At 71.5% G+C, this 20,376-nt stretch carries 16 protein-coding genes; 6 read left to right on the forward strand and 10 right to left on the reverse strand.

The features are described 5' to 3' along the window. Position 1 precedes the first annotated feature (1 nt). From ACIA79_RS09890 to ACIA79_RS09910, 5 genes are all read right to left on the reverse strand, one after another. Positions 2–931, reverse strand: coding sequence for an ABC transporter permease (locus tag ACIA79_RS09890; RefSeq protein ID WP_399427653.1), 930 nt, complete (start codon positions 929–931; stop codon positions 2–4). Positions 932–962: 31 nt separating this feature from the next. Then, positions 963–1,886 (reverse strand): ABC transporter permease, encoded by a 924-nt coding sequence (locus tag ACIA79_RS09895; RefSeq protein WP_399427654.1) that lies wholly within the window; start codon positions 1,884–1,886, stop codon positions 963–965. Positions 1,887–2,061: 175 nt separating this feature from the next. Further along, positions 2,062–3,705, reverse strand: coding sequence for an ABC transporter substrate-binding protein (locus tag ACIA79_RS09900; RefSeq protein WP_399427655.1), 1,644 nt, complete (start codon positions 3,703–3,705; stop codon positions 2,062–2,064). Positions 3,706–4,357: 652 nt separating this feature from the next. Then, positions 4,358–6,265: a translational GTPase TypA gene (gene typA, locus ACIA79_RS09905; RefSeq protein WP_399427656.1), complete on the reverse strand. Its 1,908-nt coding sequence runs from the start codon at positions 6,263–6,265 to the stop codon at positions 4,358–4,360. A 362-nt stretch (positions 6,266–6,627) separates the two neighbouring features. Further along, entirely contained in the window at positions 6,628–8,925 is a 2,298-nt protein-coding gene (locus tag ACIA79_RS09910; RefSeq protein WP_399427657.1) for an ABC transporter family substrate-binding protein, read from the reverse strand. A 257-nt stretch (positions 8,926–9,182) separates the two neighbouring features. Between ACIA79_RS09910 and ACIA79_RS09915 the strand changes: the two genes are divergently transcribed. The 6 genes from ACIA79_RS09915 (at position 9,183) to ACIA79_RS09940 (ending at position 15,070) form a co-directional block, all read left to right on the forward strand. Continuing rightward, positions 9,183–9,413 carry a hypothetical protein gene (locus ACIA79_RS09915; RefSeq protein ID WP_399427658.1) on the forward strand — a complete coding sequence of 77 codons (231 nt, stop codon included), beginning with the start codon at positions 9,183–9,185 and terminating at the stop codon, positions 9,411–9,413. Positions 9,414–9,554: 141 nt separating this feature from the next. Continuing rightward, positions 9,555–10,394: a hypothetical protein gene (locus ACIA79_RS09920; RefSeq protein ID WP_399427659.1), complete on the forward strand. Its 840-nt coding sequence runs from the start codon at positions 9,555–9,557 to the stop codon at positions 10,392–10,394. Positions 10,395–10,409: 15 nt separating this feature from the next. Then, positions 10,410–12,317, forward strand: a complete 1,908-nt coding sequence (locus ACIA79_RS09925) for a fumarate reductase/succinate dehydrogenase flavoprotein subunit (RefSeq protein ID WP_399427660.1) — start codon at positions 10,410–10,412, stop codon at positions 12,315–12,317. Beyond that, on the forward strand, positions 12,314–13,105 hold the full coding sequence (locus ACIA79_RS09930) for a succinate dehydrogenase/fumarate reductase iron-sulfur subunit (protein ID WP_399427661.1): 792 nt from the start codon (positions 12,314–12,316) through the stop codon (positions 13,103–13,105). The genes ACIA79_RS09925 and ACIA79_RS09930 overlap by 4 nt, the downstream gene beginning before the upstream one ends. Positions 13,106–13,115: 10 nt before the next feature. Beyond that, entirely contained in the window at positions 13,116–14,357 is a 1,242-nt protein-coding gene (locus ACIA79_RS09935; protein ID WP_399427662.1) for a hypothetical protein, read from the forward strand. After that, a complete protein-coding gene (locus ACIA79_RS09940) occupies positions 14,354–15,070 on the forward strand; it encodes a PspA/IM30 family protein (protein WP_399427663.1) in 717 nt (238 codons plus the stop codon). The genes ACIA79_RS09935 and ACIA79_RS09940 overlap by 4 nt, the downstream gene beginning before the upstream one ends. A 135-nt stretch (positions 15,071–15,205) precedes the next feature. Here ACIA79_RS09940 and ACIA79_RS09945 read toward each other — a convergent pair whose 3' ends face one another. From ACIA79_RS09945 to ACIA79_RS09965, 5 genes are all read right to left on the reverse strand, one after another. Continuing rightward, positions 15,206–17,707, reverse strand: coding sequence for a SpoIIE family protein phosphatase (locus ACIA79_RS09945; protein ID WP_399427836.1), 2,502 nt, complete (start codon positions 17,705–17,707; stop codon positions 15,206–15,208). A 182-nt stretch (positions 17,708–17,889) separates the two neighbouring features. Beyond that, positions 17,890–18,336 carry an ATP-binding protein gene (locus tag ACIA79_RS09950; protein ID WP_399427664.1) on the reverse strand — a complete coding sequence of 149 codons (447 nt, stop codon included), beginning with the start codon at positions 18,334–18,336 and terminating at the stop codon, positions 17,890–17,892. Positions 18,337–18,648: 312 nt separating this feature from the next. Next, the gene (locus ACIA79_RS09955; RefSeq protein ID WP_399427665.1) at positions 18,649–19,053 is read right to left on the reverse strand and encodes a (deoxy)nucleoside triphosphate pyrophosphohydrolase; all 405 of its coding nucleotides are present in this window, start codon (positions 19,051–19,053) and stop codon (positions 18,649–18,651) included. A 43-nt stretch (positions 19,054–19,096) separates the two neighbouring features. Next, a complete protein-coding gene (locus ACIA79_RS09960; RefSeq protein ID WP_399427666.1) occupies positions 19,097–19,276 on the reverse strand; it encodes an SPOR domain-containing protein in 180 nt (59 codons plus the stop codon). Positions 19,277–19,477: 201 nt separating this feature from the next. Next, complete coding sequence (locus tag ACIA79_RS09965; RefSeq protein WP_399427667.1) at positions 19,478–20,230, reverse strand: GntR family transcriptional regulator; 753 nt, start codon at positions 20,228–20,230, stop codon at positions 19,478–19,480. Positions 20,231–20,376: the final 146 nt, after the last annotated feature.

Consider the following 20,376-nt stretch of genomic DNA (forward strand, 5'->3'; position numbering starts at 1 on the left):
CCTAGCGCAGCTTCGGGTCAAGGGCGTCACGCAGCCCGTCGCCGACGAAAACGAAACCGAGGACCGTCAGCACGATCGCGATACTCGGGTAGACCCACAGGTAGTCCTTGACTCCCAGGAAGTCCTTGGCGGCGGCGAGCATGTTGCCCCACTCCGGCACCTCCGGGCTGACGCCGACGCCCAGGAAGGACAGCGACGCCTCGGCCACGATGGCGCTGCCGACGCTGAACGCGGCGTAGGCCATCACGGCGGAGATGGAGTTGGGCAGGATGTGCCGCAGGATGATGCGCCTGGTCCCGGCGCCCAGTGCCCTCGCGGCCAGTACGTAGTCGGCCTCGCGCACGGAGAGGATCGAGCTGCGCAGAAGTCGCGAGACGGTCGGCCAGGAGAACAGGGCCAGCGAGATGATCACCGGGGCCACGCCGCGGCCCATGGCGATGATGATGACGATGGCGCCGATGAGCAGCGGGAAGGCGAAGAAGACGTCGGCGACGCGCATGAGCACCGAGTCGGTGGCCTTGCCGAAGTAGCCGGCCAGCGCACCGACGATGATGCCGATGGTGCAGGCCAGGAAGATCGACGCGAGGCCGACCTGGACGGCGATGCGGGAGCCGTAGACGATCCGGGAGAACTGGTCGCGGCCGAGGGCGTCGGTGCCGAGCCAGTGCGCACCGCTGGGCGCCTGCAGCGTCGCGTTGAGGTCCTGGTGGTACGGGTCCTGCGGGGCGATCAGCGGAGCGAAGATCGCGGTGATGAAGAGTGCCGACACCAGCACCAGGCCGACGACGGCCAGCTTGTTGGCCATGAAGCGGTGGCGGATCTCGCCCAGCTGGGTGATGCGGGCGACGGCGGGCTCGGCCCCGGTGGATGCGGCTGCCGTTTGAGCGGTCGCTTTCCCCGGCCCGGCTGTGCTCTTGGTGAGCTCGGTCATGGGTGTGACTCCTAGAACGGGCTGCCTGGTATCAGGCGAGACGGATGCGTGGGTCGAGGACCGCGTACAGCAGGTCGACCAGCAGGTTCAGCAGGACGAACACGGCGACGCCGAAGGTCACCACGCCGATGATGATCGGGTTGTTCTGCTGCTGGACCGCTTGCACCAGCGCGAGCCCGATGCCGTCCCAGTTGAAGATCGCTTCGGTGATGAGGGCACCACCGAGCAGCGTGCCGAAGGAGATGCCGATGTAGGTGACCACCGGGATGATCGAGTTGCGCAGCACGTGCTTGAACAGGACGGTGCGCTTCGGCAGGCCCTTGGCGATGGCGGTCTTGACGTAGTCCGCCTTCAGCACCTCCAGCATGGTGCCGCGCATGAGCCGGGCGACCAGGGCCGCGTCGAGGATGGCGAGTGTCACGGCTGGTAGCACCAGGGAGTTGAGTGTCCCGTCGGAGATGAGCGGGAACCACTCCAGCTTCACGACGAAGGCGGACTGGAGGATCATGCCGATGACGAAGGACGGGAAACCCACGGCCAAGGTCGTGAGCAGCGTGATCAACACGTCCCAGAACGAGTACCGGAACAGCGCCGCGATGAGTCCCGCGAACGTACCCAGCGCGATGTCGATGATGATGGCGGCGACGGCCAGCTGCGCGGTGTTCCCGAGCTTCGGCTTCAGCACCTCCGTCACCGGCCGCCGCTGGGTGTAGTCCTCACCCAGGTCGCCCTGGGCCAGGTTCTTGACGAAGTTTCCGTACTGCACGGGGAGCGGGTCGTTGAGTCCGTAGCGCTCCCGCAGCTCTTCCACGACGGCGGGATCTCGCGCCTTGTCGCCTCCGAGTGAGCCCACGGGGTCGCCGGGGAGGACGAACAGACAGCCGAAGAGGACAACAGTCGCACCGAAGAGAACGACCACCATCTGCCCGAGCCGCCGGATCACGTATCTGCCCACGATGCCTCCTTCACATACTGAGCGGGGGGTTGGCGGCTTCATCCGATCGGGAGAGCGGCCGCTGCGGGCGCCGGTCACGGAATGCGCCCGTGGCTGAGCGAAGGCCGTGGGGGGCCGGAGAAGTTACTCCGACTCCCCCACGACCTTCGCTGGACTTGCTATGAGGAGGTGTTCGCTACTTGAGCGTGATCTCCGCGAGGGTCGGGTCCTCGAAGAAGTCCATCTGGACGTTGTCGAACTTCGTGGTGTTGGCCAGGCGGTACTGCGAGCGCTTCCAGAGCGGGATCAGACCCTGCTCGGTGTCGATGGCCAGCTTCTCGGCCTCCTGGTACAGCTTGGCGCGCGCGGCGTCGTCCTTGGTCGCACGGGCCCGCTTCAGCAGGTCGTCGAACTTCGGGTTGCTGTAGCGGCCGCGGTTGTCACCGAGGGCCTTGCCCGTGCCCGGCTCCGGGTTGATCGAGCCGGTGGAGAGCAGCGGGTACAGGAAGTTGTCCGCCGTCGGGTAGTCCGCACCCCAGGCCGAACGCCACAGACCGTTGGCGCTCTTCTCCTGCTGGGTGGCCAGCGCCTCCTTGAACGGCTTGCCGTCCAGCTTGACGTTGAGGCCCAGGACGTCCTTCAGCTGCTGCGCGATGGCCTGGACCCACTCTTCGTGGCCGGCACCGGTGTTGTAGCCGAAGTTGATCGTGGTGCCCGGCTTCAGGCCGGCCTTGGCGGCCAGCTCCTTCGCCTTCGCCTTGTCCTGCTTGACGCAGGTGGTGCAGACACCGTCCTGGTACACGTCGGCGAACGACGGCGGCAGGACCGAGGTGGCGGGCTTCATCATGCCCTGGAAGACGCCCTTGGCGATGGCCTCGCGGTCGATCGCGTACGAGATCGCCTTACGGGCGTCGACCGAGTTGAGCGGCGCGTTGTGGTTGAACGACACCAGGTAGTTGATACCGCTGGTGTCCGCCTCGACCCACTGGTTCTTCGGCGCGTACTTGGCCTTGGCGACCGGCAGCTGCGGCGTGGGCATACGGGCCCAGTCGAACTGGCCCGACTGGAAGCCCTGGTACTCCAGGTTGGCGCTGTTGGCCGGGTTCAGGATGCTGAGCTCGACCTTGTCCAGCTTGGCCTTGGTCAGACCGTAGTCGTCATTGCGGACGAGGACGATCTTCTTGTTGTGCTCCCACGAACCCTCCATCTTGAAGGGACCGTTGCCGATGGGGGCGTCGTTGTACTTCTTGTTGTCGCCGGCGCCGGCGACCTTCGGCACGGGGCTGAAGACCGGGTGGACCGTCTTCTTGTCGAACTCGAAGTCCGCCTCGGTGAGGACGACCTTGAGCGTGTTGGCGTCCACGGCGGTCACGCCGGCGAACTTCTCGGTCTTGCCGCCGTTGAGGTCCGCGTAGCCCTGGATACCGGCGAGGTGGTACGAGACGTCGGAGGCCGTGGCCTTGGACGCTACGCGCGTCCAGCCGCGGACGAACGCCTCGGCGTCCACCGGCTCACCGTTGCTGAACTTCGTGCCGGCCTTGACCTTGAAGGTCCAGGTCTTGCCGTCGTCGCTGGTGGTCGCCGACTCGGCCAGGGCCGGGACGAGCTCACCGTTCGCCTTGACCTTGTACAGGCCGGTGAACAGGTTGTGGGCGACCAGCATGCCCTCGGATTCCTGGGCGTTGGCCGGGTCAATAGCGACAGGCTCCGTGATACCGAGGCGGAAGACACCCCCGCCCTTGCCCTTGTCTCCATCACCGCTGCCACCACCACAAGCCGTGGCGGCCAGGGCGACGACTATCGCGCCCGTGACCCACTTGGCGCTCTTGGCACCGCGCATGGGCTCCTCCTCATGAGTCCACTTTTCACTACAAGAGAGGCACTTCAGGCGTCGCCGACACCCCTGACGGCAAGGACCCAAGTGCCCGAGTGTGCTCGTGAGTCGGCGCTCCCCACAGCGCATGACCCATTGACCCGAGCTCAACGGAGCCAACTATTGAGTACGCCCGGGCCGTAAACCACACTTAAAGGGTCTCGTTTTGACAACATCACCAAGGGTCCGAAGCCCGAAATCCGGACAAAGTGAGCACAGACAGACACCCGCGAAACGGACCGTTAACACATGTTCCGGAGAGCGACGGCCGATATCCGGACGCTTCGGTAGCGAAAACGCGTTGACGCGACGCGCGGCGGGATCCCCGCCGGCGGACCCCCGCGGGGCACTCCCCGAGGACCGGAACGGCTCTCTTCCGGGCCGCTCCGGCGCCCCTCGGAACGACTTCCGCCGAGGCCGCCGCAGGGTGCGCGGCAGCAGGTGAACGGCCCTGCAGGCACGGGTGTTGGCGCGGCCCGCCACCACCGGACGGGCACCGTCGTGGCGGAGGCGCCGCGCGAAAGGTACGGGCGAGGCGCGGGAAGGCCCCGGACGGCACGGCGCCCGGCTCCCGGGCGGAGTGCCGGGGGCCGGGCGCCGTGAGGGCGGCGGAGAGCCGTCAGCCGTGCTTGGCGCGCGAGGCGGCGCGGGCGCGCTCGCGCTGGTCCAGGTTGACCTTGCGGATGCGGACCGCCTCCGGGGTCACCTCGACGCACTCGTCGTCGCGGCAGAACTCCAGCGACTGCTCCAGCGAGAGCTTGCGCGGCGGGACGATCGCCTCGAACGAGTCGGCCGAGGACGACCGCATGTTCGTGAGCTTCTTCTCCTTGGTGATGTTGACGTCCATGTCGTCGGAGCGGGAGTTCTCACCGACGATCATGCCCTCGTACACCTCGGTGCCCGGCTCCACGAAGAGGACGCCACGCTCCTGGAGGTTCGTCATCGCGAAGGCGGTGACCGCACCGGAGCGGTCGGCGACGAGCGAGCCGTTGTTGCGGGTCTGCAGCGTGCCGAACCACGGCTCGTGGCCCTCGTGGATGGAGTGGGCGATACCGGTGCCGCGCGTCTGGGTCAGGAACTCGGTACGGAAACCGATGAGGCCGCGGGACGGCACGACGAACTCCATGCGCACCCAGCCCGAGCCGTGGTTGGACATGTTGTCCATGCGGCCCTTGCGGACGCCCATGAGCTGTGTGACCGCGCCCATGTGCTCCTCGGGCACGTCGATGGTCATGCGCTCGACCGGCTCGTGGACCTTGCCGTCGATCTCCTTGGTGACCACCTGCGGCTTGCCGATGGTCAGCTCGAAGCCCTCGCGGCGCATCTGCTCGACCAGGATGGCCAGCGCCAGCTCACCGCGGCCCTGCACCTCCCAGGCGTCGGGACGCTCGGTGTCGAGGACGCGCAGCGAGACGTTGCCGACGAGCTCGCGGTCCAGGCGGTCCTTCACCTGGCGGGCGGTGACCTTGCGGTCCTTCACGGCCGCCTTGTTGTCCGCGCCCTTGCCGGTGGCGCCCCGGCCGACCAGCGGCGAGGTGTTCGTACCGATGACCATCGAGATCGCCGGCTCGTCGACCGTGATCAGCGGCAGCGCGATCGGGTTCTCCGGGTCGGCCAGCGTCTCGCCGATCATGATGTCCGGGATGCCGGCGACGGCGCAGATGTCACCGGGGCCCGCCACCTCGGCCGGCTTGCGGGTGAGCGCCTCGGTCATCATCAGCTCACTGATGCGGACGTTGGCGATCGTGCCGTCGCGCTTGATCCAGGCCACGGTCTGGCCCTTGCGCAGCTCGCCCTGCTCGACGCGGAGCAGCGCGATGCGGCCGAGGAAGTTGTCGGCGTCCAGGTTGGTGACGTGGGCCTGGAGCGGGGCCTCCTCGTCGTACACCGGGGCCGGGATGTGCTCCAGGATGGTGGAGAAGAACGGCTCCAGGTTGGTGGAGTCGGCCGGGACGGTGCCGTCCTCCGGCTTGGTCAGCGACGCGATGCCGTCACGGCCGCAGGCGTAGACGATCGGGAACTCGATCTGCTCCTCGTCGGCGTCCAGGTCGAGGAACAGGTCGTACGTCTCGTTGACGACCTCGTCGATCCGGGAGTCCGGACGGTCCGTCTTGTTGATGCAGAGGATGACCGGCATCCGGCGCTGGAGCGCCTTGCGGAGCACGAAGCGGGTCTGCGGCAGCGGGCCCTCGGAGGCGTCCACGAGCAGCACCACGCCGTCGACCATCGACAGACCGCGCTCGACCTCGCCACCGAAGTCGGCGTGGCCGGGGGTGTCGATGATGTTGATCGTGATCGGGGCCCCGCCGTCCTTGGGGTGGTACTTCACCGCCGTGTTCTTGGCGAGGATCGTGATGCCCTTCTCACGCTCCAGGTCGTTCGAGTCCATCATGCGGTCGTCGACCGAGTCGAGCTGGTGGGCGGCGAAGGCACCAGCCTGCTTGAGCATGGCGTCGACGATGGTCGTCTTGCCGTGGTCGACGTGGGCGACGATGGCGACGTTACGGATGTCGTGGCGCGTGGGCATGAGTGGCTGGCGCTTCTCTCAAAATCGTGGGTGCGGCGTCTCTTGTTCCTCGTACGCCCGCCGGGCGGTCGCGCCACGGCTGTGTTCCATGGTACGGGCCATGGGCGCAAGAGGCTTCCCGACCCATTCGAGAAGCGGGAACACGTGTCCGATCACACGGACCGCGGGGAGCGCACTGGGGGGTGCGCGGGAGGAGGAGCAGCCCGGGCCGGGACACCTGACGCAGCTTGCCCGCGGGCGGCCCGGCGGGCAAGCGACTTGAGCGGATTCTGAGGTTGACCTGCGGCTTTACGGTGACCCGGCCGGTGGTGCCCGCCGGCGCGCCGGGCGTCGCGGGCCCGGCGTGCTCGGCAGGACACCGCCTAGCGGCGCTGGAAGCCGATGTCCTCGTAACGGGGCGTCGCGAAACCGAACGCCCCGGCGTTCACCACCGCCGGCCGGACCGCCACGAGCTGCGGCCGCTGGTACAGCGGGATGGACCCGGCCGCGGCCCAGATACGGGCGTCGGCCTGCTTCACCAGCTCCCGCGCCGCCTTCTCGTCCAGCTCGCCGGCCGCCTGGTCGAAGAGCTGGTCGATGTGGTCCGTACCGACCCGGGTGTAGTTCTGCTCCACCAGCAGCGAGCCGTCGGTGGCCGGCTGCGGCTTGGCGAAGATCGGCCGCCCGTCGGTGGCGGGGTAGGCGGTCGCGGGCCAGGAGTACAGGGCGAGGTCGTAGTCGCCGGCGGCGACGTGGTCCTTGAAGTAGCTCTCGTCGGAGACCTTGACGACATGGGTGCGGATGCCGATCCGCTCCAGCATCCGGGCGATCCTGCCGCCCACCGCGCGCAGCGACTCGGAGCCGGGCCCGGACGGCAGGACGAAGCGCAGGCTCAGCTCCTTGCCGTCCTTGCCGAGCGGTCCGGCCGCGGCGGCCTTCGCCGACGGGGAGGCCGGCCCGGGTGCGGCGGTGCCGCGCGGCGCGTAGGCCCCGGGAACGCCGCCCTTGGCCTTGTCGGCGTTGTTTGCGTTGTCGGCGTCGGTGTCGCCGACGGCCCGGGCCTGCCGCAGCAGCGCGCCCTGGACCGCCTCGACGGGAGCGGGGGCGAGGACGTACGTACGGTCGGAGCCGCCCGTGGCCGCCGCGCCGCTGGCCGGCCCGGCGGAGGCGGGCTTGTCGTCGCCCACGATGTAGAGGCCCTCGTTCGACGGGCGGTCGGCGCGGCTCTGCGCCGCGCGGGCCGCCGGGGAAGCGGCGGCGGCGCCGGGGGCCGCGGGCCGGGAGGCGGCGGCGGACGCCCCGGCGCCCGCCTTGGTGCCGTCCTTCGGGGCGGCCGGCTTGCGGGCGCCGCCCGGGGTCCAGCCCGCGTCGGCCAGCAGGGCCTGCGCCTCCTCGGTGTCCTGGTCGCCCAGGGCGCCGCTGCTGTCGGCGTACGCCCACTGGCCCGCCAGCGCCAGGTGGCTGCCGACCGGGTGGGCGGGCAGGCCCAGCGGCTTCAGGACACTCTCGGCGAGCTCGCGCCGGTCCAGCGCGCGGGCGACCGCCCGCCGCACCCGCTCGTCGGCGAGGGGCCCGGACTCGCCGTTCAGCGCGAGCTGCGTGTAGGCCGGCTCCAGCGACTTGCGGACGACGAAGCCGCGCAGCGCCTTCTGTTCCGCCGTGAGCGCCGCGGGGGCCCGGACGTCCTGCGGGGCTCCCGCCCCGGCACCGGCGGCCGCGGGGCCGGAGCCCGGCGGCACGGCCGAGGCCGGGGCCGGGGCGGACGGCGCGGCGGACCCGTCCCGGGCCGGTCCTGCCACCCCCTTCCGCGCGGCGAGCGCGATCCGGTCGGCGGTGGCGCGGTCGACCTCGGCGAGGTCCACGGTCCCGGCGGCGAGCGCGGCGGGTCGCTGGGCGCGCGGGACCGCCCGCAGCACGAGCGCGTCGAGCTTCGCGGGCCGGCCCCACCAGCGCGGGTTGCGCGCGAGGGTGGCCGTGCCGGCCTTGGTGTCCAGCGCCTTGACCTGGAAGGGACCCGCGGTCACCGGCAGCTTCGTGCGGGCACCGTCGTTGAAGGTGTCCGGCTTGCCCATCACGTCCTTGGGGTACAGCGGCGTGAACAGGGCGCGCCAGTCGGCGTACGGCCGGTTGAAGGTGACCCGGACCTCCAGGTCGCTCGCGCCGCGCTCGATCTTCTCGATGCGCTCGTAGCCGGCGTTGCGGGCGGTCCAGTAGGCGGAGTCCTTGCCGCCGAGCGCCCGCCACTGGGCGGCGAAGTCGGGTGCGCCGATCTCGCGCCCGTCGCTCCACACGGCCTGCTGGTGCAGTTTGTAGAGGACGACCTGCTTGGGCTCGGTCTCGACGATCTCGGCCGATTCCAGGTAATCGGGGTTGCGCTGGGGCCGGCCGCGTTCGTCGAGGGTGAAGAGGGCGGGCAGCACGGCGCCGGCGATCCGGCCCGTGGTGCTGTCCGCGTCGGCCTGGAAGGTGTTGAGCGTGGCCGGCATCGTGTCGACGGCCCAGCGCAGCGTGCCGCCGTCGGCGATGCGGTCGCGGGCGGCGGGTGCGATGTCCTGGGGGACGGGCCGCGCCGTCTCCTCCTCCTCGCCGGAGCCGCATCCGGTCAGGGTCAGTACGGAGACGGCGATGACGCCCCCGGTGAGGAGGGCGACGGACCGGAGAGGGGCGCCGACGTGGGACATGTCCTGTACCTCTTCGTCCAGCTATGTCGAATTGAGGAATTTAGAGATGATCAGACCTATTGCACCTACACTGAAAACGACACAGCGGGCCACGTGACGGCGACACGGCGGAATCGCCCGCGAAAAACCACCCGTGCGGCCCAACCCCGACTCCGGACGAGTGGAATCCGTGCACACGGCTTCCCAATGAGCGATGTGACGCGCAACACTCGCAGGCGCGTGTTTGCCACCCCGCGATCGCGAAGTGAGGGCAATCCATGTCACTTCAGGACGATTTGACAGAGGTCAAGCGCAACCTCGAAGAACTGGCCCGTTCGGTCATCCGGCTGGAGCAGAGCCTCGCCCGGGAACGCGAGGGCACCTCCGTACCGACGGCGGTCGGCAGGCCGGAGGGCCTGGTGTCCATCCCGGACACCCCGTACGACTCGTCCCTGTGGACGGACTCGGACGACGAGGGCCTGGGCGCCCGCGACCGCCGCGCTCCCTGACGGGGCCCGGCACGCCCGCCCACGACAGGCCCGCTCCCCGGGGGTGCCGTGCGGGTCCGGCCGGGCTGCGGCGGCCCGGCGCGGATCCGATCACGCTCCCCGGTCCGGCCTGACCCACAAGACACCCCCTCGGAGACCTCGTTGGCCACAGGCACCCGACCACCCGACACCGATCCGGCGGAACCCCCGCGCACCGGCGTGCGCAGCGCGAGGCGCGCCGCCATCGCCCCGGGCCACCTGCGGACCGACCGCTGGTGGCTCGCGCCCGCCGCCACCGCGGCCGGGCTGCTGGCGTTCATCGCCTACTCCACCTGGCGGGCCTTCGCGAACAGCGACTACTACGCGGCGCCCTACGTCTCGCCGTTCTACTCGCCCTGCCTCGCCGAGAACTGCGCGCCGATGAAGGGCGGGCCCAACTGGGAGATCTTCGGCAGCTGGTGGGGCCTGTCCCCCGCCCTGCTGATCCTGATCTTCCCGCTCGGCTTCCGGCTGACCTGCTACTACTACCGCAAGGCCTACTACCGGGGCTTCTGGGCGTCGCCCCCGGCCTGCGCGGTCGCCGAACCGCACCGGACGTACACCGGCGAGACCCGCTTCCCGCTGGTCCTGCAGAACCTCCACCGGTACTTCTTCTACGCCGCGGTGCCGGTCGCGGGCATCCTCACCTACGACACCGTGCTGGCCTTCCGCGACGCGTCGTACGCGTGGGGACACATGGGGCTCGGGACGCTGGTCTTCCTCGTCAACATCGTGCTGATCTGGGCGTACACCCTGTCCTGCCACTCCTGCCGGCACATCGTCGGCGGACGGCTGAAGCACTTCTCGAAGCACCCCGTCCGCTACCGGCTGTGGGGCTGGGTCGGCCGGCTGAACGCACGGCACATGCAGCTGGCCTGGGCGTCGCTGATCAGCGTGGCGCTCGCCGACCTCTACGTGTACCTGCTCGCCACGGGCGCCTTCGAGGATCCGCGCTTCTTCTAGAAAGGGTGCTCACCGATGAGTCAAGCGGAACGGCAGCAGTGGGACGTCGTCGTGGTCGGTGCCGGCGGGGCCGGCCTGCGGGCCGCCATCGAGGCGCGCGAACGGGGCGCCCGCACGGCCGTGGTCTGCAAGTCGCTGTTCGGCAAGGCCCACACCGTGATGGCGGAGGGCGGCATCGCCGCCTCCATGGGCAATGTCAACGCCGGCGACAACTGGCAGGTGCACTTCCGCGACACGATGCGCGGCGGCAAGTTCCTCAACCAGTGGCGCATGGCCGAGCTGCACGCGCAGGAGGCGCCGGACCGGGTCTGGGAGCTGGAGACCTGGGGCGCCCTGTTCGACCGCACGAAGGACGGCCGCATCTCGCAGCGCAACTTCGGCGGCCACGAGTACCCGCGCCTCGCCCACGTCGGCGACCGCACCGGCCTGGAGCTGATCCGCACGCTCCAGCAGAAGATCGTCTCCCTCCAGCAGGAGGACAAGGAGCGGTTCGGGGACTACGAGGCCCGGCTGAAGGTCTTCCAGGAATGCACGGTCACGCGCGTCCTCAAGGATGACGGCCGCGTCGCCGGCACCTTCTGCTACGAGCGCGAATCCGGCCGCTTCTTCGTCCTGGAGGCGCCGTCCGTGGTCCTCGCGACCGGCGGCATCGGCAAGTCCTTCAAGGTCACGTCCAACTCGTGGGAGTACACCGGCGACGGGCACGCGCTGGCGCTGCTCGCGGGCGCCCCGCTGGTGAACATGGAGTTCGTGCAGTTCCACCCGACCGGCATGGTCTGGCCGCCGTCGGTGAAGGGCATCCTCGTCACCGAGTCCGTGCGCGGTGACGGCGGCGTGCTGCGCAACAGCGACGGCAAGCGGTTCATGTTCGACTACGTCCCCGACGTCTTCAAGGAGAAGTACGCCGAGACGGAGGAGGAGGGCGACCGCTGGTACGAGGACCCGGACAACAACCGGCGCCCGCCCGAGCTGCTGCCCCGCGACGAGGTCGCCCGGGCGATCAACGCCGAGGTCAAGGCGGGCCGCGGCTCCCCGCACGGCGGGGTCTTCCTGGACGTGTCGACGCGCATGCCGGCCGAGACGATCAAGCGGCGGCTGCCGTCGATGTACCACCAGTTCAAGGAGCTGGCGGACGTCGACATCACGGCCGAGCCGATGGAGGTCGGCCCGACCTGCCACTACGTGATGGGCGGTGTCGCCGTCGACTCGGACACGGCCGCCGCGGTCGGCGTACCTGGGCTCTTCGCCGCCGGTGAGGTCGCCGGCGGCATGCACGGCTCCAACCGGCTCGGTGGGAACTCCCTCTCCGACCTGCTGGTCTTCGGGCGGCGGGCCGGGCTGTACGCGGCCGAGTACGCGGCGGGGCCGGGCGGGCGCCCGGTGGTCGACGAGGCCCAGGTCGACATGGCGGCGGCGGAGGCGCTGCGGCCGTTCGGCACGGAGGACACCGATCCCGCGGAGGTGCCGGAGAACCCGTACACGCTCCACCAGGAGCTGCAGCAGACGATGAACGACCTCGTCGGCATCATCCGCCGCGAGGAGGAGATGGCGCAGGCCCTGCGCAGGCTCGCCGAGCTGCGGCAGCGGGCCCGGCGCGCGGTCGTCGAGGGCCACCGGCAGTTCAACCCCGGCTGGCACCTGGCCCTGGACCTGCGCAACATGCTGCTGGTCAGCGAGTGCGTGGCGCGCGCGGCGCTGGAGCGCCGGGAGAGCCGCGGCGGGCACACCCGGGAGGACTGCCCGGGCATGGACCGCGAATGGCGGCGGGTCAACCTGCTGTGCCGGCTCGCGGCGCCCGACTCCGCCCGCGGCCAGATCTCCCTGGAGCGCACGACGACCGAGCCCATCCGTACCGACCTGCTCGCCCTCTTCGACAAGGAGGAGCTGGTCAAGTACCTCGCCGAAGAGGAGCTCTACGAGTGACCACGTACGACGCGAGCTTCCGGGTGTGGCGGGGCGACACGGCCGGGGGCGGTCTGAAGGACTTCACCGTCGAGGTCAACGACGGCGAGGTCGTGCTCGACATCATCCACCGGCTCCAGGCCACGCAGGCGCCGGACCTGGCGGTGCGGTGGAACTGCAAGGCCGGCAAGTGCGGCTCGTGCAGCGCCGAGATCAACGGCCGGCCGCGGCTGATGTGCATGACCCGCATGTCGACGTTCTCGCGCGACGAGACGATCACAGTGACACCGCTGCGGGCCTTCCCGGTCGTCCGCGACCTGGTGACGGACGTGTCCTTCAATTACGAGAAGGCCCGGGAGGTGCCGTCCTTCGTGCCGCCCCCGGGTGTGGCGCCGGGCGAGTACCGGATGCAGCAGGTGGACGTCGACCGTCCGCAGGAGTTCCGCAAGTGCATCGAGTGCTTCCTGTGCCAGGACACCTGCCACGTGGTGCGCGACCACGAGGAGAACAAGACGGCCTTCGCCGGCCCGCGCTTCCTGATGCGGATCGCGGAACTGGACATGCACCCGCTGGACGCGGCGGCGGAGTCGGGCCTGGACCGCAAGCGGACGGCCCAGGACGAGCACGGTCTGGGCTACTGCAACATCACCAAGTGCTGCACCGAGGTCTGCCCCGAAGGCATCAGGATCACGGACAACGCCCTGATCCCGCTGAAGGAGCGGGCCGTGGACCGCAAGTACGACCCGCTGGTGTGGCTGGGGAACAAAATCGGCCGGCGTCCGGTCGCGAAGGGCGACCAGGCGACTTAGCCTCACTCGTGTGACGCTGATAGCCGAAGGGAGCTGGGCGACGGACCTGATACTGCCGATCGCCCTGCTCATCGGGGTGGGAGCGGTCGCGGCGTACGCGTACACCAGGCGCCGCGGGCGTACCGCCACCCGCACCACACCGCACGGGGGTGCTCCGCGCGCGCCGCGGCCGGACGGGCTCGACGCCCGCGCGGACGCGGCGCTCGTCGCGGCGGACGACGCCGTGCGGACGCGTGAGGAGGAACTGCCGTCCGCCACGCTGCAGTCGGGCGAGGAGGCCGTGAAGGCCTTCGCCGAGACGATGGCGTACGCGCGGGGCGAGCTGGCCGCGGCCTTCCTGCTGCGGCAGCGGCTCGACGAGGGCGTGCCCGAGGACGAGGTGTCGCGGCGGCAGGCCCTGGAGGAGATCGTCGCGCGCTGCGAGGAGGCCGTACGGCGGCTGGGCGCGGACGCGCCCGTACCGGCGGCCCCCGCCGCGCAGGCCGCGCACGCCGCCGGGGACGCGGCGGCCCGGCAGACCGTCCCCGCGGACACGGCCCCCGCGGACACGGCCGCTCCGGACACCGCCTTCGACTCCGTGGAGGCCACCCGTCTGGAGCTGGCCGGCCGGGTCACGACCGCGCACGCGACACTCGCCGCCCTCCGGGAGCGGTACGGGGAGTCGGCGACCTGGCCCGTGGCGTACGCCCCCGACGCGGCCGGCGAGCGGCTGCGGTTCGCCGCCGGGGCGCTGGAGCGCGGGCGCGTCGGGGAGGCGGAGGGCGCCGTCGGGCAGGCGGCGCGGCTGGTGGAGGCCGTGGAGCGGCGGGCGCTGGAGCTGGCGGAGGCGGCGGGCCGGCTGCCGGGCGCGCTGGTCGAGGCGGAGCAGTCCCGCGGCGAGCCGGCGCTCGCGGACGTACGGCGGGCCGTGGAGGCGGGCAGGTACGACCCGCTCGACGCGCTGCGCCGGGTCACGGAGGCGGATCCGGAGCTGCGCGGGGCGCCGGACCTGGCGCTGCTGTGCGCCCGCTCGGCGGCCGGCGCGGCGGACGTGCACATCGCGGCGCACCGGGCGGCGGTGGGGCGGCGGGCGCGCACCCGGCTCGCGGAGGCGCGGCGGCTGCTGGCCGGCGGCGGCTCCGTCCGGGAGGTCCTGAGGGCCGGGGAACTCGCCCGGGAGGCGCAGGGCCTCGCCGAGCAGGACGTCCGCGTGCACGGGCACACGGAGGGGGGCGGGTACGGGGGGCCACGTCACCGAGGAGAGGCGCCATGACCACCAAGCAGACCGTCCTGGGCCGGGTCGCCCAGCTGGCCAAGGCCGACGTCACCGCGCTGCTGGAGCAGGCGGAGGATCCGCGCGCCATGCTGGACCAGCTCATCGGCGACTACACCGTCCACCTCGCCGAGGCCGAGCGGGCGGTGACGGAGACCCTCGACGGCCTCCGCCTGCTGGAGCAGGACCACCGCGAGGACGTGGCGGCGGCCCGCGGATGGGGCGAGAAGGCCGGCGAGGCCAGCCGCCGGGCGGACGAGCTGCGCGGGGCGGACCGGAGCGGGCTCGCGGACAAGTTCGACACCCTCGCCAAGGTGGCGCTGGGCCACCAGCTCCAGTCCGAGGAGGACGCCCGGGCCGCCGAGCCGACGATCGCGGCCCAGCGGGAGCTGGTGGCGAAGCTCGGGGAGGGCCTGGACCGGATGCGGCGGAAGCTGGCGGAGCTCGAATCGGCCCGCGACCGCGCGGCCGCCGCGCGGGCCGCGGGCGACCGGAGGCTCGACGCGGTCCGCAGCATCGACGTGCTGGACCCGACGAGCGAGCTGAGCCGCTTCGAGGACAAGGTGCGGCGCGAGGAGGCCAAGGCGATGGGCAAGCAGGAACTGGCCGCCTCGTCGCTGGACGCGGTGTTCGAACGGCTGGACCTGCCCGACCTCGCCACCCGGCGCGCCGAGATCGAGGCGCGGCTGGCCGCGCTGAAGGCGGCGGCCTGACCCGGGCGCGGTATCGCGGCGGCGCACCCGGCCTGTCCGACCGCCTCTCCCGGCGGCGCTCATCCCCCCGCCGTCCGTCGGCAGCCTCCGGGCGCCTTCCGCCGCCCGCGGTCGTAACGTGCGGGTGGACGCAGGTCAGAACATGCTCAGCAGCTGGTCGACGGTCGGCTCCGACGGGGCGGAGTCCGAGGGGAGCGGCAGGTCGAACCAGACGGTCTTGCCGCGGGGTGTGCGGCGCGAGCCCCAGGCGGTGCTGAGCAGGCCGACGAGCTGGAGGCCGCGGCCGCCCTCGTCCGTGTCGCGGGCCCGCCGGCGGCGGGGCTGGACCAGGCCCGCGTCCCACACCTCGCAGACGAGGGTGCGGTCGCGCAGCAGGCGCAGGCGGATCTCGCCCTCGCCGTACCGCAGGGCGTTGGTGACCAGTTCGCTGACGAGGAGTTCGACGGTGTCGATGAGCGGGTCGAGCTCCCAGGTGGTCAGCTGGGCGCGGGCCAGTTCCCGGGCGCGGCCCACGGAGCGGGGCTCGCGCGGGAGGCGCCAGTCGCCGACCGCCTCCTCGGGCAGGCCCTGGATCCGCGCCATGAGCAGGGCGATGTCGTCCTCGCCGTGGCGCGTGTCGAGGGTGTTGAGGACGTGGTCGCAGACGTCCTCGAGGGGCCGCGCCGGATCGGTCAGCGCGCTGCGGAAGGCCTGCAGGCCCTCGTCGAGGGGATGGTCGCGGGATTCGACGAGGCCGTCGGTGTAGAGGGCGAGCAGCGCGCCCTCGGGGAGCTCGATCTCGACCTCCTCGAAGGGCTCGCCGCCGACGCCGAGGGGCATGCCCGGCGGTACGTCGAGCAGCAGCGCCGCCTCGCCGGGCTCGACGAGGACGGGCGGCAGGTGGCCGGCGTTGGCGAAGGTGCAGCGCCGGGTGACGGCGTCGTACACGGCGTACACGCAGGTGGCGAGGTAGACCTCGGAGCGCTCGGGTCCGCGGGCCGTCCGGCCGGGGCTGCCGGCGGTGCCGAGGCCGCGGGCGATCTCGTCCAGGTGCGAGAGGACCTCCGCGGGTTCCAGGTCGAGCTGCGCGAGGGTGCGTACGGCGGTGCGCAGCTCCCCCATGGCGACGGCGGCCCGCAGCCCGCGTCCCATCACGTCGCCGACGACGAGCGCGGTGCGGTGCCCGGGCAGTTCGATGACGTCGAACCAGTCACCGCCCACCTCGGTGGCGGTGTTGCCCGGCAGGTAGCGGCAGGCGATGTCGAGGCCGGCCGCCTCGGGGTCGCCGGGCGGCAGCAGGCTGCGCTGGAGGATCAGCGCCCGCTCGTGCTCGCGGCGGTAGAGGCGTGCGTTGTCGATGCAGACGGCGGCGCGCGCGGCGAGCTCGACGGCGAGCGCACGGTCCCGTTCGCCGAAGGGCTCGCTGCCCTTGGTGCGGGAGAACTGCACCAGTCCGACGACGGTGTCGTGCGCCACCATCGGGACGACGAGGGTGGACTGGACGAGGCTGCCGTCGGCGCCCGGCAGGCTCCGCGGGCGGCCGGTGCGCAGGGCACCGGCGCAGGGCGAGTTGAAGGGGTAGCGGTGGACCGCGCCGACGTCGATCGGCACGGTGTCGCAGCAGCCGGGCGTGCGGCCCGGGTTCACGCTCTGGTTCACGAGCGGCGCGTCCGAGACGGCGCTGGCGAAGGCGACGCGGCGCAGTTCGGCGCCACCGTCGGCCGCCCGGCCCGGCGGGGCCTCGTCGCCGGTGAGCAGGCCCTGGTAGAGGTCGACGGAGGCGAGGTCGCAGAAGCCGGGGACGGCGACGTCGAGAAGCTCGCGCGCGGTGGTCTCCAGGTCGAGGCTGTTGCCGATCCGGGCGCTGGCTTCGTTGAGGATGGCGAGGTTGCGCCGGGCGCTGGCCGCCTCGCGGGCGGCGATGTGGCGGCGGGTGACGTCGGTGCCGACCCCGGCGACGCCGACGGGGCGGCCGGAGCCGCTGTGCACCCGGTAGAGGTTGACCGACCAGTGGCGGCGCTCGCTGCTGCCGGGCACCGAGCCGGTCAGCTGGAGGTCGGTGACGGCCTCGCCCGTGCGGAGCACCCGTTCGAGCGCGGCGGTCATCCGCTCCGCCTCGGGGCGCGAGAGGTAGTCGTGGACGGTACGGCCCCGGTGCTCGTCGACCGAGCCGCCGAAGACGGTGGCGAAGCGCCGGTTGGCCCGCTGGACCGTCAGATCCGTCCCGAAGAGGAGAAAGCCGAACGGGGATTGACCGAAAATCGCCTGCGAGGCGGCGAGGTCGGTCTCGATGCGCCGCAGGGCGCGGACGTCGACGACGATGCAGAGCGCGCCGCGCTCACCGTCCGCCGTCTCGCTGGGCATCACGTACAGCTCGGCGATGCCGCGCGTACTGCTCTCGCCGGGGACCCGGAAGGGGACGAGGCCCGTCCACTCCCGGCCGTCGAGGATCTCGGCGACCTTGCGGTGGCCGCGCGGGCGCAGGTCGGGGGGCATGAACGCCTCGACCGGGTCCTTGCCCTTGACCTCGTTCGCCGGGATGCCGAACAGCTCGGTGGCACGCGCGCTCCACTGGTCGACGAGCCCGTCGGGGCCTATCGAGAAGGAAGCGACTCTGATGTAGTCATAGATCGAGCCAGGCGGGTTGCTCTGCCACATGACGCCGCTGACCGTCTCAGGTATCTCGCTCACGCGACCGTCCCCTCCAGCTCACCGCACCGGACCGGCCATTCCCGCAGTATTCAGCACTACGGCCCCCGTCGGCACGCCGTTCACGATCACAGGGTGGTCTCGGTCGTTTTGAGCCTGGCCCGGAAAGTGATCGTTGTCCCTTCACTCTTCTAACCAGGCAGAGCCAGCTCGAACCACACGGTCTTTCCCGCCCGGCCCTTACGGGTCCCCCAGCGGCGGGCGGAACAGGCCACGAGCTGAAGCCCGCGGCCCCCTTCGTCATCGGGTCCGGCGGGGCGCTCCAGCGGCGGATCCGGAAGCGGATCGGAGACTTCCACCATGAGGGCGGGCGGCGGCGGGAACACCGCGCCGGGCCCGCCGGGCCCGTCGTCCCGGGACCGCAGGCTCAGCCGGAGCCCGATCGGGCCGGCCGTGTACCGCAAGGAATTGGTCACCAGCTCGCTGACCAGCAGGACCGTCACATCGCCGAGCGTCGCGTCGAGGTCCCAGGCGCGGAGGGTCTCGCGGACCACATGACGGGCCGAGCGTACGGCGCCCAGCTCAGCCGGGAAGGTCCACTCGGCGCACGCGCCTTCGGTCTCGATCACGCCGACCACTTCCCGGACCCAGGCAGACCCACGTCCCTTTTCGGGGGGTTAATCGGCACATACCCGATATTGGGGACGCCCTATCGCCGCCCCGGTCGCACGGTGGCACGAACGGCGTACACGCCGCCGCCACGCGCCGCCTCCGCCCGGGTCTCCCGTGCGGCGATCCGCCCGTCGCCGGCGCGGGGGACGTCGGGGCGCCGAGGTGGGGCGGGCGAGCCCGGTGCGGGGCGGTCGAGCGAGCGGCGCCGGGGCGCGGGGCTCGGGCGAGCGGCCCGGGGCGGGTCGGGTCGGGTCGGGTCGGGACAAGTGGCGCCGGGGTCAGGCAGGCGGCGCGGGCGGAAGGTGGCGGGCCGCGCGGGAGACGGCGGGACGGTCCTGATCCAGCCAGTCGACATTGTCCAGTTCCCGACGGTCCAGCCAGCGCAGCTCGTCGTGGTCCTGGAGGGGGCGCGGTTCGCCCGACACCAGCCGGGCCGTCCAGACGTGGAGGACGTAACCGGGCGCCAGGGGCCACTCGCCGGGGATCCGCTCGCCGGGCTCGATCTCCACACCCAGCTCCTCGCGCAGTTCGCGCACCAGCGCCTCCTGCGCCGTCTCCCCCGGTTCCAGCTTGCCACCGGGCAGCTCCCAGCGGCCTGCCAGCGCCGGAGGGGCGCTGCGGCGCGCGGCCAGCAGCCGCCCCCCGTCGAACACAGCCCCGGCCACCACCACACGATCCGTCATGCGCCGGAGCGTAACCGGTGGCAGCCGGATGCCGTACCGGGCCTCAGCTCGTGGTCTGGCCGATGCGCTCGACCCAGTAGAGCTGCTCGTGCCCGCGGGAGTCGAGGCTGTCGGCCATCTTCTGCGCCTCGTCACGGGTGGCGTACCTGCCCACCCGGTAGTGGTTGCCGTTGTCGTCCTGGCGAATGACCAGCCAGGGGAGTACCGCACCGCTGTCACTCATCGCACCTCTCCCCCCTCCTGAGTGCATTTCTCTAAGGATCCCGAGGAAACCGCAGACTGCATATGCCTGAGCTTACGCCTGACCTTCACGCAGCGGATACGTGTTTTTACGAAGAGATAAGCTTCCGGCCAGTAACCGGGTGCGAAAAGGGGGCGCACTCGACCGAGCGCGCCCCTTGCGCAGACCTGAGAAGCCGTCAGCTCACCGTACCGGCAGATGGTAGGTGAGCCGGTAGCGGTCCGCCGGGACCACCACATCGGCCGTCTCCACGGGCCGCCCGGAGGCGAAGTACGTCCGCTCCACCACGATCACCACGTGCCCCGGCACACCCCCGAGCGTCAGCAGTTCCTCCGCGAGACCCGGCCGCGCGCCGACCTCCTCCACCACGTTGTCCACGACGACGTCGATCGCCGCCATCCGCTCCACCACGCCGCAACCGCCCAGCGGCCCCTCCTCCGGGAGCATCACGGGCGTACGCCCGGTGATGGCGAGCGGCTCCCAGGAAGTGGAGACCATCATCGCCTCGCCGCCCTCGCGGAAGACGTACCGCGTACGCATCACCCGCTCGCCCGGGCCGATGCCGAGCCGCTCGGCGATCGCGACGCTCGCCCGCCCCTGCTCGCTGCTGGACTCCCACGTGCCCCGCACCTCCTCGTCCGCCTGCTCCTGACGGAAGGGGCTGGCGCCGGCGGGCGGGCGGTAGCCGGAGCGGGCGATGCGGCGGGGCACCGGCCTCTCCCGCACATAGGTCCCCGAGCCCGAGCGGCCTTCGACCAGCCCCTCGGCCATCAGGACCTTGCGGGCCTCCAGGGCGACGGTGTCCGAGACCCCGTACTCCTCGCGGATGCGGGCCTGCGAGGGGAGCCGGGTGTGCGGCGGCAGCGAGCCGTTGACGATCTTCTTCCGGAGATCGCTCGCAACGCGCAAATAGGCGGGCTGCTCACCGAATGTCACGGGCCACTCCCATCAGGTTGACAGACAGCTACAGCGTCGCAACCGACGGTTGAGCGCCGCAAGCATGGGCCAGAGTTTCACCCGAAGTGATGACGGCCGGCTGCCCGCCCTTCCACCGGCACACGGGAGCCGGATCCCCCGCCCCG

It is taken from the genome of Streptomyces sp. NPDC051310 (assembly GCF_044455245.1).
Taxonomy (GTDB): Bacteria; Actinomycetota; Actinomycetes; order Streptomycetales; family Streptomycetaceae; genus Streptomyces.